The following is a 14,323-nucleotide window of genomic DNA, read 5'->3' as shown; positions in this document are numbered from 1 at the left end:
ATTGACGCGGATCTGGCGCCCCCAGCGGCACGGCGGCGAAGCCGCTCCGTGCCGCGCCTCCTCCATGTGCAGACTGGCTTTGCGGGCCGACAGGTGCCGCCCCCTTTTGTCTTGCCTTCCGCATTTGCCTCCCCTGACACCCCAGGCTCTCGCTCCCAGCACTTGCGGCCCGGCGGCGCTGCAGCCCCCGCTGCCAGCGCCCCGGCGGACACGGCGATGGCCACAGGCCAGCCGCATACGAGGCAAGACGCCTGCACGTAGGACGGCTGCGCCGGAGGCAGCGCGAAGTGCGGTGCGAATGCACACGCACTGCACGCGCGACGACACGGCGACGAACAGCGGCGCGACACGCCCGATGGCACGATGAGATGCACGGCGACGTGCAGCGAATCGGCGGCCATCATGGGCGAGACTCCAGCCAGACCGGGCGCGCAACGCCGATCACGGCGGCTGCGCTGACCGGCCCGAAATACCGGCTGTCGAACGATGCCGGATTGGTGACGCTGAGCAGGAACAGCTCGCCAGGCCGAAGGCGGCGGCACTGCGGCCAGGATGGCAGCGGCCGGCCCCAGCGGTCAGCAGCCAGTACGGCGGCCGAAGGCACACCATCAATGCGGACGCTGCCGCCGACGATGCACACCTCTTGAGACGACACCGCGCCCACGCGCTTGAGCAGCGGGATGCGCGTCGGCAGGTAGCCGCGCTGCGCAGCGAGCGCGGCGGCCTCGGCGGGCAGCGGCACCAGCACGATGCTGCCCACGTGCAATGGAGGTTGCAGAGGACGTAGCGGCGAGTTGGTGCGACGGTCGAGTGGATCGACGCGATACCAGCCGGCCGCCACGCTGTCGGACGGGTTGTAGGTCAAGCGCGGCAGCGGGTGCACGAAGGACGCCCAGGCCAGCGCAGCGAGGCCGCAGGCGGACAGGCCTGCCAACATGAGGCGAGCGCGCGAACGTGAGTGCGCTGGCGAGCTAGAAAGTGATGCTGTTGTGACCGTCATGACAGCACCCTCCCGGCCAGCCAGGCGGCATGCCGCTCGGCGGTGTACTCGGGCAGCGGCAAGCGCGCCGCGAGCCGGTTGCCCAGCGTGCGCCAGTACCCGGGCGACGCGCCTGCAGGCGCGATGCCCAGCGTCTCGATGCCGTCGATGCGCTCCAGCACGGCGTGCACCGACTGTTCACCTTCGACGTGCAGCAACAAGCGCGCGCCCGGCTGCACACCGGGGATGCGCTGCGCGCCATCCATCGGCATGCACGCTTGCATCACCATGAGCTGCCAGCGGATCGTGCCGTAGTCGTTGGCCTGCCAGCGAATGCGGCAGAGAACCGCGTTCGGCGTGAACACCGCGCAGCGACGCCAGCGGTCGAACCGGATGATGCGCGCAGGATCGCCGAAGCGCAGATAGAGGTCGAAGCGTTGGTCGATGTAGGCGAGTGCAACGCGCGTCAGCGGCACGCCGTCGGCTCGGCCGATCGGCGGGGCAGATGAAGGCGGCAATGCTGTCGAAACTGGTGTGGTCATGGAGACTTCTCCGGAAATTCCCGCTCCAGCAGCGCGCGCAACAGATCGGCCACCGTCACGCCTTGCGTGAAGGCCGATACCTTGATGCGCGAGCGCATGGCGGGCGTGATGTCGAGGGTGAGGCGAGCCGTGTAGAGATCGCCCTTGTGCAGCTCGTCGGCGCTGCCCTGCCGAATCCACGCCTCGGCGTGCGGATTCGCGGGCGGGCGCGCGCCGATGCCCACGCGCTTGCCCGTGCGTTTGCTGGAGGGACTGCTCATGACGGCCACCGCAGCAGTTCGTCCACCAGCGCGGTGATTTCGCGGGCGGCGGCGCTGCCAGGCGCCGTCTCGCGTGCGAGCCGGCCAGCGGCGACGCTGTCGGCGAACACGATGCGTTGATGCACTTCCGCGCGCAGCGCGGGCATCGGCTGCTCGGCCAGTGCGCCGCGTGCTTCGCGCCCAATCACCGTCGTGCTGACGCGCCGATTGATGACGAAGGCAGCGCGCAATGCGGGGCGAAACACCTGCGCCTCGCGGATCAGCGCCACCATCTCGGCACTGGCCCACAGGTCGTAGGGACTGGGCTGCACGGGAATCAGCACGCGCTCGGCGGCCAGCAGCGCGGAGCGCGCCAGCGCCGCGATGCGTGGTGGCCCGTCGATGACGATGTGATCGGCCCGCTTGGCGAGTTCTGGCGCTTCCTGGTGCAGGGTTTCGCGTGCGAGGCCCACGGCGCTGAACAGCCTTGGCAAGCCTTGCTGGCTGCGGCGCTGCGTCCAGTCCAGCGCGGAGCCCTGCGGATCGGCATCCAGCAGGATGACCGACTGCCCGCGCATCGCCAGCTCGCCGGCGATGTGGGTGGCGAGCGTGGTCTTGCCCACGCCGCCTTTTTGGTTGAGCAGCGCGACGATCATGGCCTGGGCCTCCCTGCTGGAGAACCTGGCTGTCGCTGCTGGTTTTCGTGGCTCTCGTTCGCCGATTGGGTAGTTGTCCACCGAAACGCGGCGCTGCTACTACCAGTTAGAGAATTTAAGTTAGGGAAGTTAAGGGAGGCCGAAACCCGCGCCAGCATTGGCTTTGCGGCCGATGGGCACGCCTGATAGCACGATAGTCCCACGCCTGATAGCACGATACCGGGCACGCCTGATAGCACGAGCCCGTCCACAGGACGCGCACCGGTTATCCCCGTGCCGTGGGCGGCACGGGACGCATGGGACGGAAGGTCAGCAGCTCGGCGCCATCCAGCCGCTCGATCCCCAGGACGTAGCCCGGCAGCGACTGCCGCGCGACCAGCGCGCGCAGGTCGCAGGCAAAGTCGTAGGGCTTGGCCGTGCTGCCCGACTTGCGGTGCAGGTGTCGGAAGTCGAATTGCCAGCCGCCAAGCTGGCGCCCGGCATGCTTGCGCACCAATCGGTATAGCCACCGCTCGATTCCGCCCGTCAGCCGGAAATACGCCGGGTCGATGGTCAACACGAGGGCAGCATCGAGCACGCCCGCATAGAACCAGTCCGGCAGGATCAGTTCCAGCCCCAAGGGCGTGCCCTTGGCATCGGCCAGCTCCTTCCACTCGTTGATCCACGAGAAGCGATGCAGGCGCCGCCCGGTCGTCTCGCGGATGGACGTCGCCACCGTCGTGGATTGCAGCCGATCCAGGGCGGCCTTGAGGCGCTGATAGTCGCGCAGCGACGTACCGCGTCCGATGAAGCGCAGGATCTCGTAGGGCGTGGCCTGCATCAGCCGCGACGGGCGCAAGCCCGCGTCGCGCGCCTCCACGATCTGCGAGGCTGCCCAGATCAGCACGTCCGCATCCCAGATCGTGGCGATACCATGCTCCTGCGTGCCTTCCACGCGGATCGTGATGCCACTGGCGCGGAAGTCGATCGGCGCGATACGCCGGGACTTCGCTAGCGAGAAGAACGGAAAGGCCATTAAGTCCTGGCTGTCGCGCGGCGCCATGGCGCCCGGCAAGGCGCGGAACAGGTCGAGCTGTTCGCGCTCCTGCATCGGTCGCTGCCGCATGGGCAGCGCAGGGCTGGACATGGCGAAGGCCACCCGCGCGCCAGCGATCAGCGCGCACGGCTGTCCGCCGAATGCTGCTCGGCGTACTCGGGATCGGACGTGCTCTCGAAGCTGCGATCCGCAGCCCAGGCGTCGAGGTCGGCCACGGCGTACATCACGCGGCGGCCGAACTTGCGGAACTTGGGGCCGCCACCCAGCACGCGCTGCTTTTCCAGCGTGCGCGGCGACAGCCGCAGGTAGTCGGCGGCTTCGTCGTTGGTGAGATAGCGCTGCGGCTGCGCGGCAGTGGCCGAGGTAGCTTCGGGTGCGGCGGCAGGCCGCAAGGGAGCGGGACGCATGGTGAGAATCTCCATCGATTGCAGGGCTCCGGCCACACAGCGCAACCGGATGGAGGCAGTCTCAGAAAACGAAGCGCTCCTGCTCAGGGTCGCTTTGCGTCCCCTTCAGAACGGCCCTTCTCAAGCGGTGACAGCTGTGCTAGCCGGCGATAGCCACCGCGCATCAGCGCATCGCCACGCCGCACCAGGCGGCGCACCTTGGAGCGCAGACCGCCATCGCTGTACCAACCGGCTGCGGCATCCACGCCGAACAAGCCCTCGGCCACGTCGCGCAAGGACGCACCCGCCAGGGTGGCGTCGAGCGCCTGCAGGGTGTGCAGCTCCAGCAGCGCCGCAGGGGGCGGTCGGGGGCGAGCCATGGGCGCTGGCGTGTCAGGCACGTGGATAGCCCCACGGCGACGGTAGGCATGGGCCACGGCCATGCCGTCCTCCAGGCCAGGCGCCAGCGCATAGCGCTGGCAAAGGCCGGGGCTGCGCGCGATCAGCGCCAGGCCCCTACCGTCGTGGAGCAGTTGCTTGTGGCCGGGAATGCGCCAAAACGCGAACGGTTCGGCATCCGGTGGCGGATCGGCATTGGGGTGAAGCTGCACCACTGCCTCATGGCCGGGGAGCCAGGCTGGATGCGCGTCACGCGCATCCAAGGCCGGGTCTTCCAGCAGACGCAGGCCCCAGCGATGCGCAGCCTCATGCATTGCTTGTGCTCGGCGATGACGGCGCAGCCAGTCGAGCCGGTAGTCGGGATGGCGGCGCAGATACTCCCAGGCCAGTGCCAGCGTGTCCAGGCACAGGACGTAAAGGTAGGCGGCGGTCGGATACCAGTGCGCAAGGTGGTGTGGCTCGGCCATGACGCAAGCTCCCGTAGAGCAGGACAACCGTCACCGGTTTCACACGCAAACGTCACCGCATCGAACTTAACATCCAATCGTGAACAAGCTGATAGATTGGTCACTTGTGTCCAGACGAGATGCATTCGATGGGTTGCATGGATCGTCTGAATGCGACGCTCGCGCGCGAGAACATGCGCGCCTCCTGCGATATCCACCGTGCCCGATGCCACGGCCGACATCATGACCGTTTACGTCAAGATGGCACCGGTTTGGTGCAACAGTGCGGACTAAGACCTAAGGGGTCTGGAGCAGGACAGAAGTAGTCTCAATGCGCCCGGCTTAGCCAGAGCACGAATGGCTCAATCGAGAACGGCACCATTCTCCTGGGCAAGCCGCAGGTACTCCGACAACGGGCGCACCGCCCGGAAATACGGATCCCGCATCACGGGCTGCTGACACGGCCCGACGATGGATGCGAGGTCGGACAGCTTGATCTCGCCCAGCTCGGGCATGCCGATCCCCAAGTCGATCAGGCCATGGGCCGCATCGCCGTCGGCGGGGTCGAGCGACACCAACAGCCAGGCGGCGTGTGCATCCGGCGTGAACAGCCGCACCACGGGCAGCGGGTCGATGACCCGGTCAGCGGCGCGGGCCTGGCCGTGTTCCAGCCACAGCCTGCGCTCGTCCTCGGTGATGAGCTGGTTCATGGGCGTCCCCTCATTCGCACAAAACCGCCGAAACGTGAAAGCGCAAAACCGCATCGGCGGGTTTGAGGAAAGGCACGGATGCGGCTTTGCGCTTCTGTGAGAAGCCGCAGATACGGCTTTCCGTAAAAGCACGAAGGCGGCAGGCAAGCATAGTTGAACACTATAGATTGTAGTCCTATAGGACGCAATCGGCTGTCATCTTGGATTTTGGGGAGATCCAGGGTTGGCAGCGAAACATACATTGTCGGAGGCACTAAAGACCATCAGGAAAGCGCGTGGATTGAGCCAGGAGGCGTTCTCCGACGTGTCCAGCCGCACCTACATGAGCACGCTGGAGCGCGACCTAAAAAGCCCCACCTTGAACAAGCTGGCCGAGCTGTGCGAGGTCATGGAGGTGCACCCGCTCACGCTGCTGACGCTGGCCTATGCCGGCGACGATCTGCAGCAGGTCGATCAGCTTCTGGTGCAGGTGCGCCAGGAGTTGGAGACTGTGGCGAAGAAGAGTGACACGCCATAGCGAGCGACGGCGCTGGCATGGCCGATCCGGCTCAGCCGGTTCGGGGACTGCAGGGGCGCCAAGCATCGCGCGGCGGGGATAGGCCGCAGGGCTTTCCCCTGGAGGCAAGCAAAGCGCGCAGCGCCTCAGGCGCTAAGGCGTGAGGGATTGGAGCCGGATGGCCGTGACGGCAAAGGCGGCACGGGGCGCAACCCGCAAAGCCCGGCGGTGCAAGGCACCGACACGCCCGGCCACCGCTTGCAGCGGGCAACTCAACACATGCGAAAGCGGCTCGACACGGCGCAGCCTTGGCGATGGTGTTGCTGATGTTGCCTCCTTGAGTGCCGCGAAGGCAGCACTGCGCCCCGCCACGTGGGCGGGGCGCTGGCGGCCGTCAGGCCGCCTGGGGCTTGCTGCGCGACCAGATCAGGTCGTGCGTGCCGTCCTCACCCTCGATCAGGCGGGCGTAGACCGTGGCCGGGAACGAAGGATCGTCCAGGGTCACGGAGATGTACTCGCGCCCGGCCTCGCTTGTCTTCTTCCACGCCGCGCCGATGTCGTGACTGGCGGCCTGCAGGCGGAAGTCAGGAGCCTTCTCGTTGTCCCCCTTGTCGTTGGGCACCAGCTTGACCTTGACGTTGAGCGTCAGGGTGCGAAGCGTGCCGGTGTAGCCGTCTTTGTCTGCGGTGAAGCTGCCGATGTTGGCCATGATGGATCTCCTTTTGGTGGAACAAGGTTCACGCCCATCGCGTCCTTGTTGTGATCCGGCCGGCGGGGGACGGGCGGGCTGCACCGCTTGCGGTCGCAACGCAGTGGAGAGCCGGAAGGCGAAAAGAATTTGGCCCGCGAGGAATCTGCGCAGCAGAGGGGAAATTGTTTTCGCCGGACGGTTGCAGCCAGGAAGCCCGAGGCGCAGCCGCGCCACCGCCAGGATTCACAACAACACAAGGACGCCTTGGGCCGAACTGCACCGAAAGGAGACAGGACCGACTCGGCATTCCCGCACGAAGGCTTCACCGGCTCGCCCACTGACGCGGGCCAGGTCAACCACGCGACGACAAGCGAGAACGCCCACGCCACACCTTGCGGCGCCAGTCTTGAGGCACAGCGTGGAAGCCCCATAGCGATGCCGGGCGCGATGTCCGTGAACCGTACTTCGTGACGTGATGGGTGAGACCCACCAGCGTTGGGGATGGCACGCATTCGCACAACCTGCCGCAGCAACCCACTGCGCACCCACCGAGCACTGCCCATGCGTCGGGGCGCTGGCCGGGCCGATCCGGCAATGCCGGTTCGGCGGCGTCGTGGGGCGCCAAGCCTGCGCGGTGGGGATACCTGTGCGGCTGGCTGCGGCCAAAATGGGATCGCCGTGCGCTTACGAGCATGCGATCCCGGCAGCTGCCCAGCACGAGTGGCACCTCCGCAGCGGTTGCTGTCGTCCAGACTTGGACGCCGACCGTGCACTATCGGCCAATAGCTGCCGGACGCTGCGGACTTCCGAGCGACGGCTTCAGGCTTGAACCGTCAGTCTCCTCGAGCCCTTCGGGCACCCGCTATTGCTGAAAAACCCCCATTGTGAGTAACCGCGATGCGCACTGAAAATTAATCGATTTCTGGCTTTATCGTTACAACTTGTACAATCCCACGAGTTACACATCGCTCGCCTACGAGCAACAACGAATTGCCTTCGATTGAGCAACGGTGTTTATGGAGGAATGCTTTGACCATTGCTACAGGATCGGCGGAAGTTCTGCTGGTTGCCAACAAGCCGGGCCTCACTGAGACGGGGGGCGGACACGGAGCTAAAGGCGTTGACTTTCAGCGATGGTGGGCTGTTCTCAGGATGGTCGAACTGGAGCAGTCAAATGCCCCTGACTTCTTGCTTCTTTTCGAGGCAGTCCAGGACGTCACCGAGCTCGATTCCATTAGCGCACCTACCAAGGCCGTTGTTTACCAAGTCAAGAAGAAGGACACTGGAACTTGGTCCTGGTCAGTGTTGACCGGTACCTCCGCGCCAAAGCAGCCGAAGACCACCAAGAAGAAAAAGAACGTCGCCCCCGCCGCACAAGTACCTACCGCAACCCCAAGCTTCGATAAAGTTGGCGACAGTGTCCTCGGCAAGCTCCATCTGAGTTTGACTGCGTTCGAAAAATTGCCAGTTGAGGGTTTCTTCATCTCAAACGCCGGTTGTGACGTCCCACTCGCCTCCGGGGCGAATGCAGCAACATCGCTGCCGTGCTCGCTATCAGACTTGGCAGCCGACCACGCACAGCTCCTGACCGACGCGCTCCACACTCTAGGCACTTCGGGCGCGCCGGCTCCAGATCTCAAGAAGGTGCGACTCGCTCGTGTGGCAATTCATCCTGATGACCCTTCCGCGCCAGCGGTGACAAGAGCCTTAGAGCTGCTTACACAACGCAGCCCAGGGCACGCTGCACAGGCTCGTGCGTTTGTAGAGTCGCTTGTCATGAAGATATCTGCGCTAGGTCGGCACACGGCGACGTGCGCGACATTCGCTGATTTGATCAAAGAACGCGGCTTTTCTAGAGCTGAGTTACAAGCGGCACTAAGCTCACTTGCAAGCATCCCTGATCGAAACGTGCTCTTCGAGAGTTGGCTCACGAAGCTTCAACAGGAGGGCTTTGACTTCAGAGCTCTAACGACGATGCGAATCGCTGCAGCTAGAGGTGCGGTGGAGCGACTCACCGGAGCATCACCTGAAGCCCAAGCGATTGACGCGTTCTGCGACAACTGGATGCAGACAAACCCGTGTGGAGCAAATTTGAGGCCATACGTCGATGCTGCTCTGGTCGCGATGAAAGCGAATTTCGGGGGGTACCGGGACGAAGATCTTCTGGCGCGCTTTGTCATGAGGGCTGTGACGATATGAATGGACCCGAACTGAGACTTCTCGTTCGTAGCTTGAGAACAAAGACCTATGCATCGCTTCCGATTTCAAAACATTTGGCTGCTCTCACTACGGGACAAAAAGGCACGCCACGTGAAATTCCACCCGAGGAAGAACCTCATCAGGGGCCGGAATCACATGGGCAAGACGACACTGATTCGGAGTCTGTTTGAGACCTTGGGCGCTACCCCAGAGGGAACTCTCGAGTCTTGGGATGAAGACGCCGTCTCGCTACTCGAGTTCTCGTTCGACGGTAAGCACTTCTTTGTTCTCCACCAGAATGGCCGCCGAGCACTGTTCAATGCAGACCTTCAGTTGGTTGCTACAACCGGTAAGTTCGTCGAATGGACGAGAGTCTTCTGCGATATCACTAACTTCAACCTAGTCTTCTCAGACAAAAACGACTCGAATATTGTTTCGGCAGACGCTGCGTGCTTTTTCTTGCCCTTCTATGTGAATCAAGACGGAAGCTGGCAGTCTGAATGGAACACTTTCAAAGGCCTCCGGCGCTTCAAGGCGCCCTGGTCCGCCATCCTTGAGTACTTCACCGGCGTTTGCCCTCCTGCGTACTACGAAGCGCGGGCAAAGAAAGGCCAGCAGGCGCGTATACTGGAAGAGCACCGTCGAGAGCTGAAGTTGTTGCAGCGCACACTGGACCGTTTCAGTCGCACTGTACCGGTGCATGGTCCCAAGTTGAGCGCTGAGAACTTTGAGGCCGAAATCGCACACCTGATCCGCGAGGTATCTGAGCTCAACGAACACCAAGAGAAGCTCCGAAGTGACGCAGTTCGCGAACAGGAGTTGCTGACCAGCCTAGACCATCAGATTCGCATGGCCGACGATGCGCTAAAGGCTTACAACAGTGACGCGGCATGGATTCGGAACGAAGGAGGCGAGCCGCTGGTTTGTCCCACATGCCACGCAGAGCACAAAAAGCCGTTCCTAGATTTGTTGCGGTTTGCAGAGGATGCGCGCGTCCTGCGTGAACTAGCCGCCCGCCTTCGCGACGACGCGGCCATTGTCCGCATTCGGTGCCAAAAGGCGTTTAGCGAATTGGCTACTCTCAACGAGAGCTATCTTCGGATATCTCGGATGCTGGACACCAAAAAGGGCGAGCTCAAGTTCCGCGACGTGGTCGGAGGTATCGGTGCCGAGAGTGCTTTGGCCGCCTTTCACGCCGAACGCCAGCAGCTTCAGCGAGCCATTGACGAAGCTGTCGTAGCCGTTGACAAGCTAGACGAGACAATGAAGGAACTGCGAGCGATAAAGCGGACGAAAGCAATACTTTCCGACTTCAGAGACTTCTACGCCGCAGGCCGGGTTGCACTCAAGCTTCCTTCCATTGACGTATCCAAGATGAAGCTTGCAGGCCGGCCCGACCTCTCGGGCAGTGGAGGTCCACGCTCCTTACTAGCCTACTACGCGGCGATTTGGCGCACTGCGCACGGCTCTAACGCCACGTACGATATTCCGGTGGTCATCGATTCCCCCAACCAGCAGGCGCAAGATGACATCAACCTTCCGGCAGTGCTTGAGTTCATTGCTAAGGACTTGCCGGACGATATCCAGCTTATCGTAGGTCTCGAGACGAGCACAGAATTTCCGTTCGATTACGAACTACACCTCGAGCGGAAGTACTCGGTCCTCATCGAGGAAGAATGGGATATTACCTACAGCAAGGTTGAGCCCTTGCTTCACGCGATGTACACCAACTTATTGTCACAACCAGCCAAAGATAAGCAGGAATAGCGTGCAAGTGGCATCTAATTTAACGGAGGAGTTCAGCTGTGGTGCCAGTGCAAGCGTTCCAACTCAGCGCTGTAGCGCCCACTCAGCCGCGTAGTGGCAATGGCAGCAATCGCTGCAAAGTTAGCGCCGGCGGGCGACCTTTCGGGCGACTCGTGGGGAGCTACAAGCGACGGTTGCGGACCAGTCAGAAGCAGATAGTTGCCGTGCGGAGCTTCGCTGCGGCTGCCCTCTCCTGGCCGACTGACACCGGCCCGCACCCGTTGACGTCCAACCTAAACCGGACGCTCAAGGTGCAGCCCCGAAGGTCACCTTTGCGGCGCTGCGCTCACAAGTAGCTAGGCCCGGCTTCGGCCAGAAGCTGCCAGACGCCTAATCAGATTGGCTGGCCGCTTTAGGTCCCCATAGGCGTTAGACTTTTTAGCAACGGCAGAGACCAGTTGCTCGCTCAATGCATTGTCGATGCAGGTCTACACTGGTCAAAAAACGCATAGGGTAAAAATGATTTGTTCAGCTTGTGTCACGCATCCGTCTCTCAAAGATTTAGTCAACCGCAATGGGCATATCGGTACATGTAGGTATTGCAAAAAAAACGGAACCACTGTTGAAACCAAATTTCTTTTTGACTACATCTACGAACGTGTAAGGGAGAACGTGGCCGCTGAAGACGACCTGTCGCACTTTGAGCATACAATGCTCTACGAATGTGGTTCTGACGAGATTGCAATCAGCACCTGCGACGTAATTTTTGAGGATTGGTTCAATCTTCAGGACGAGGTTTTCTATGATGAGCTCTGTGATAGAGTTCCTGACGATTTCAAAATCAACAATCACGGCAAAGAAACCCATTTCTACGAAGATACTGGGCTTTTGGAGCACAACTTCTATGAAATAAAGTGGGCCAATTTCATTGACGAAATTAGACACTCACACCGATTTTTCAATCCAAATGCTCGTAGCTTCCTTGATTCAGTTTTCAAATTCCTTGTATCAAGCAACGATGAGCTAAAGCCTGAAGTTATTCGAACACTAAATCAAGGAACTCAACTGTTTCGTGCTCGCAGCGCCGAGAGCTACGAAAAAGCAAAGGAGATTACTGCGAGCCCAGCTTCACAGCTTGGCCCTACACCTAAGGATAAAGCCAGCAGCCAACGGATGACTCCGAACGGAATCTCAGCTTTGTACTGCGCCTTGGAACGGAGCACGTGCTTGAGCGAAATTCGCTCTATTACTGGCGATGATGTGATCAGTGTTTCACTGACCCCGACTACAACCTTGAAATTATTGGACTTAACCAAACTGGAGGATGTCGAAGCTCCTAAGCTAACTTTGTTAGACATTGGCTATCGCGATGCTTTGCACCTTAAGACATTCTTGAGGTCGTTGGTGAAAAAGATGTCTAAGCCCAAGAGTAGAAACGATGAGTTGAGCTATCTATCCACTCAGGTTGTCTTTGAGTACCTACGGCTTCATTTTGGCAAGCAGGTAGACGGCCTTGTCTTTCCGTCTGTGCAGACAGGAAACAAAGGCACTAACGTTGTATTATTCCCAGAGGCTGGTGTCATCAGCAAACATCAATATGAACCACCTCATGAGATGAATATAGCCTTGGATGTCAATTTGCCAGTTACTTTTGCATCAAATGAAAAGCTTGCGATCATAAGCGGATCTCTTCGCTTTCACAAGATCAAGGCCATCAAAACAGAGGCCACCACATACCGGACACTTCACGACTTCTATATGAGCGATGAAGTTCGCAATCGGCTTGGTTTTGGTATTGATACAGACGTTGAAGAGTTGTGAGCTTCCCCGCACGTCAAGGTTCATGCAATATAATTCGTTCGATCCTACTGGGTTGCATCGAGAAACTGGCGAAATATAGCAAAGCAGACGTTAATCAAAAAATTGCAAACGACGGTGATGGATCAACCTGCGACAGCCGCAGGTCAGCCAAAAGCAGACTTCAGTCACCAAGATCTGTGGGAAGATATGAGTCTTGAGCTTTCTGGCGTTTCTCGGCAAGGCAACATGCCCACAACTCCTATCGCCGTTCTCCAACGGACCCGCAACAGAATCATCGAGTACCTCGAACTGGCATCGTTGTTCGATGCGCAGATCGTGTATCAAGCTTCTGTTCCCGGCTTGCGAGTGCCGAACGAGATCCTAAATCAATGGGAAGACTGGGCGAGCGGAGATTGGCTCGAGTACAAACCTGCCTTCACGTCTGAGGAGATTAGGGCTATGAGGTGCTTTCAGTTGGTATGGGAGGACGTGTGCAATGCCACGCCGTCAAACCTCCCTCGTCTCGATGAGTTGCTTTCCACTCCATCGTGGCGCCAATTGGCGATGGGAGCGGCGCAAGCGTTAGCCGTGTTCATGCGGTCAGGTCCTCGCCCAGAATTTGACCGATGATGTCGCGGCAGGCTTGCGCCAATCGATGACGTCACATCAATGAATACTGGACCTCGTCACCTGCACAAAAGTAGGTCTTTCTTGGGCAGCAGTGAGGGGTAGCCGAGCAGTCGTTGACCTATGCTTGCCGGCGGCAATCGCTGTACAGCAGGCATCCACTGGTGCTTCAATGAACGACCGCAATGGGTCGGCATGCGACAGCCGTAGGTTGACCAAAAGCGGACGTCGTCCCCCCTTAGATGCTCCGAAGATTCACCCGCGCAGATAGCGCCTCGACGCTCTCCTTGCGCTCGCTGTAGCGGTCCACCAAGTACGGTGTCGCATCCCGTGTCAGCCAGGTGAACTTCATCAGTTCCTCGACCACGTCCACCACGCGCTCGTAGTACGAGGAAGACTTCATCCGCCCGGCCTCGTCAAACTCCAGGAACGCCTTGGCCACAGAAGACTGGTTGGGGATGGTGAGCATGCGCATCCACCGGCCTAGCACGCGCATCTGGTTCACGGCGTTGAACGACTGCGAGCCTCCACACACCTGCATGACAGCCAGCGTCTTGCCTTGCGTCGGCCGCACGGCTCCAAGCGCCAGGGGAATCCAGTCAATCTGCGCCTTCAGGATGCTGGACATGGCGCCGTGGCGCTCAGGGGAACTCCACACCATGCCCTCGCACCACAGCACCAGCTCCCGCAGCTCCTTCACCTTGTGATGGTCATCAGGTGCCCCGTCCGGTAGCGGCAAGTCGCGTGGGTCGAACACCCGGGTCTCCGCTCCCAGGGCGTGCAACAGCCGTGCGGACTCTTCGGCGAGTAGGCGGCTGTACGAGCGGTCCCGGACTGAGCCATACAGGAGCAGGATGCGCGGAGGATGCGAGGCCCGCTGCGTGGGAAACAGCCGGGCTTGGTCTAACGGTTGAAACGATGCCGTATCCAGGCTGGGAAGTTCACTCTGCGACACGGCGTCCCTCCGCGTCAATGACCTGTTCGCCGTCTTCTTTGGCAAAGGCCGACTCTTGAGCATTCGGCAGGATGTCCAGGACCAGCTCGGATGGGCGGCACAGCCGCGTTCCCAGCGGGGTGACAACGATGGGTCGATTGATGAGGATGGGGTGCTCAAGCATGAAGTCCACCAGCTGCTCGTCAGTCCATTTCGGGTCGTCCAGACCCAGTTCGTCGTAGGGCGTGCCCTTCTGACGTATCACGTGGCGCGTTGGAACCCCCATGGCTGCGATGAGAGCCTGGAGCGTCTGTCGGTCTGGTGGTGTCTTCAGGTACTCAACGACCGTGGGCTCCTCACCGGAATTGCGAATCATCGCCAGCGTGTTGCGCGATGTGCCGCACGCAGGGTTGTGGAAGATGGTGATGTTGCTCATG

The 14,323-nt window shown here is 60.8% G+C and carries 16 protein-coding genes; 5 read left to right on the top strand and 11 right to left on the bottom strand.

Annotated elements, in window-relative coordinates:
• Positions 1-400: 400 nt before the first annotated feature.
• The 8 genes from ACN20X_RS14220 to ACN20X_RS14185 form a co-directional block, all read right to left on the bottom strand.
• The gene (locus ACN20X_RS14220) at positions 401-937 is read right to left on the bottom strand and encodes a S26 family signal peptidase (RefSeq protein ID WP_473210755.1); all 537 of its coding nucleotides are present in this window, start codon (positions 935-937) and stop codon (positions 401-403) included.
• A 59-nt stretch (positions 938-996) separates the two neighbouring features.
• Positions 997-1,521, bottom strand: a complete 525-nt coding sequence (locus ACN20X_RS14215; RefSeq protein ID WP_473210754.1) for a DUF2840 domain-containing protein — start codon at positions 1,519-1,521, stop codon at positions 997-999.
• Positions 1,518-1,781: a chromosome partitioning protein ParB gene (locus tag ACN20X_RS14210; RefSeq protein ID WP_473210753.1), complete on the bottom strand. Its 264-nt coding sequence runs from the start codon at positions 1,779-1,781 to the stop codon at positions 1,518-1,520. Before ACN20X_RS14210 ends, ACN20X_RS14215 begins: the two co-directional genes overlap by 4 nt.
• Positions 1,778-2,416 carry a ParA family partition ATPase gene (gene parA, locus ACN20X_RS14205; RefSeq protein ID WP_473210752.1) on the bottom strand — a complete coding sequence of 213 codons (639 nt, stop codon included), beginning with the start codon at positions 2,414-2,416 and terminating at the stop codon, positions 1,778-1,780. Before parA ends, ACN20X_RS14210 begins: the two co-directional genes overlap by 4 nt.
• A 265-nt stretch (positions 2,417-2,681) precedes the next feature.
• The gene (locus ACN20X_RS14200; protein ID WP_473210751.1) at positions 2,682-3,542 is read right to left on the bottom strand and encodes a replication initiator protein A; all 861 of its coding nucleotides are present in this window, start codon (positions 3,540-3,542) and stop codon (positions 2,682-2,684) included.
• 26 nt (positions 3,543-3,568) lie between these two features.
• Positions 3,569-3,859, bottom strand: coding sequence for a helix-turn-helix transcriptional regulator (locus ACN20X_RS14195; protein WP_473210750.1), 291 nt, complete (start codon positions 3,857-3,859; stop codon positions 3,569-3,571).
• A gap of 83 nt (positions 3,860-3,942) precedes the next feature.
• Positions 3,943-4,704 (bottom strand): DUF2285 domain-containing protein, encoded by a 762-nt coding sequence (locus ACN20X_RS14190; protein WP_473210749.1) that lies wholly within the window; start codon positions 4,702-4,704, stop codon positions 3,943-3,945.
• Between the two features lie 341 nt (positions 4,705-5,045).
• Positions 5,046-5,393: a DUF2958 domain-containing protein gene (locus ACN20X_RS14185; protein ID WP_473210748.1), complete on the bottom strand. Its 348-nt coding sequence runs from the start codon at positions 5,391-5,393 to the stop codon at positions 5,046-5,048.
• A gap of 223 nt (positions 5,394-5,616) precedes the next feature.
• On the opposite strand from ACN20X_RS14185, the gene ACN20X_RS14180 reads away from it, so the two are divergent.
• Positions 5,617-5,910, top strand: a complete 294-nt coding sequence (locus tag ACN20X_RS14180; RefSeq protein WP_016452551.1) for a helix-turn-helix domain-containing protein — start codon at positions 5,617-5,619, stop codon at positions 5,908-5,910.
• Positions 5,911-6,283: 373 nt separating this feature from the next.
• Here ACN20X_RS14180 and ACN20X_RS14175 read toward each other — a convergent pair whose 3' ends face one another.
• The gene (locus ACN20X_RS14175) at positions 6,284-6,598 is read right to left on the bottom strand and encodes a DUF736 domain-containing protein (protein ID WP_016452552.1); all 315 of its coding nucleotides are present in this window, start codon (positions 6,596-6,598) and stop codon (positions 6,284-6,286) included.
• 1,011 nt (positions 6,599-7,609) lie between these two features.
• Here ACN20X_RS14175 and ACN20X_RS14170 point away from each other — a divergent pair.
• The 4 genes from ACN20X_RS14170 to ACN20X_RS14155 all read left to right on the top strand — a co-directional run bounded on the left by ACN20X_RS14170 (position 7,610) and on the right by ACN20X_RS14155 (position 12,955).
• Positions 7,610-8,779: a dsDNA nuclease domain-containing protein gene (locus ACN20X_RS14170; RefSeq protein ID WP_473210747.1), complete on the top strand. Its 1,170-nt coding sequence runs from the start codon at positions 7,610-7,612 to the stop codon at positions 8,777-8,779.
• Positions 8,780-8,935: 156 nt separating this feature from the next.
• Complete coding sequence (locus ACN20X_RS14165; RefSeq protein ID WP_473210746.1) at positions 8,936-10,546, top strand: hypothetical protein; 1,611 nt, start codon at positions 8,936-8,938, stop codon at positions 10,544-10,546.
• Between the two features lie 459 nt (positions 10,547-11,005).
• Positions 11,006-12,346, top strand: coding sequence for an RES family NAD+ phosphorylase (locus ACN20X_RS14160; protein ID WP_473210745.1), 1,341 nt, complete (start codon positions 11,006-11,008; stop codon positions 12,344-12,346).
• Positions 12,347-12,463: 117 nt separating this feature from the next.
• Complete coding sequence (locus ACN20X_RS14155; RefSeq protein ID WP_473210744.1) at positions 12,464-12,955, top strand: hypothetical protein; 492 nt, start codon at positions 12,464-12,466, stop codon at positions 12,953-12,955.
• A 235-nt stretch (positions 12,956-13,190) separates the two neighbouring features.
• Here ACN20X_RS14155 and arsH read toward each other — a convergent pair whose 3' ends face one another.
• Both arsH and arsC read right to left on the bottom strand, forming a co-directional pair.
• Positions 13,191-13,907, bottom strand: coding sequence for an arsenical resistance protein ArsH (gene arsH / locus ACN20X_RS14150; protein WP_473210743.1), 717 nt, complete (start codon positions 13,905-13,907; stop codon positions 13,191-13,193).
• Entirely contained in the window at positions 13,894-14,322 is a 429-nt protein-coding gene (gene arsC / locus ACN20X_RS14145; RefSeq protein ID WP_473210742.1) for an arsenate reductase (glutaredoxin), read from the bottom strand. The genes arsH and arsC overlap by 14 nt, the downstream gene beginning before the upstream one ends.
• Position 14,323 lies beyond the last annotated feature (1 nt).

This window comes from Delftia sp. PX-1 (assembly GCF_055797465.1).
This window is presented reverse-complemented; position numbering and strand designations above follow the sequence as displayed.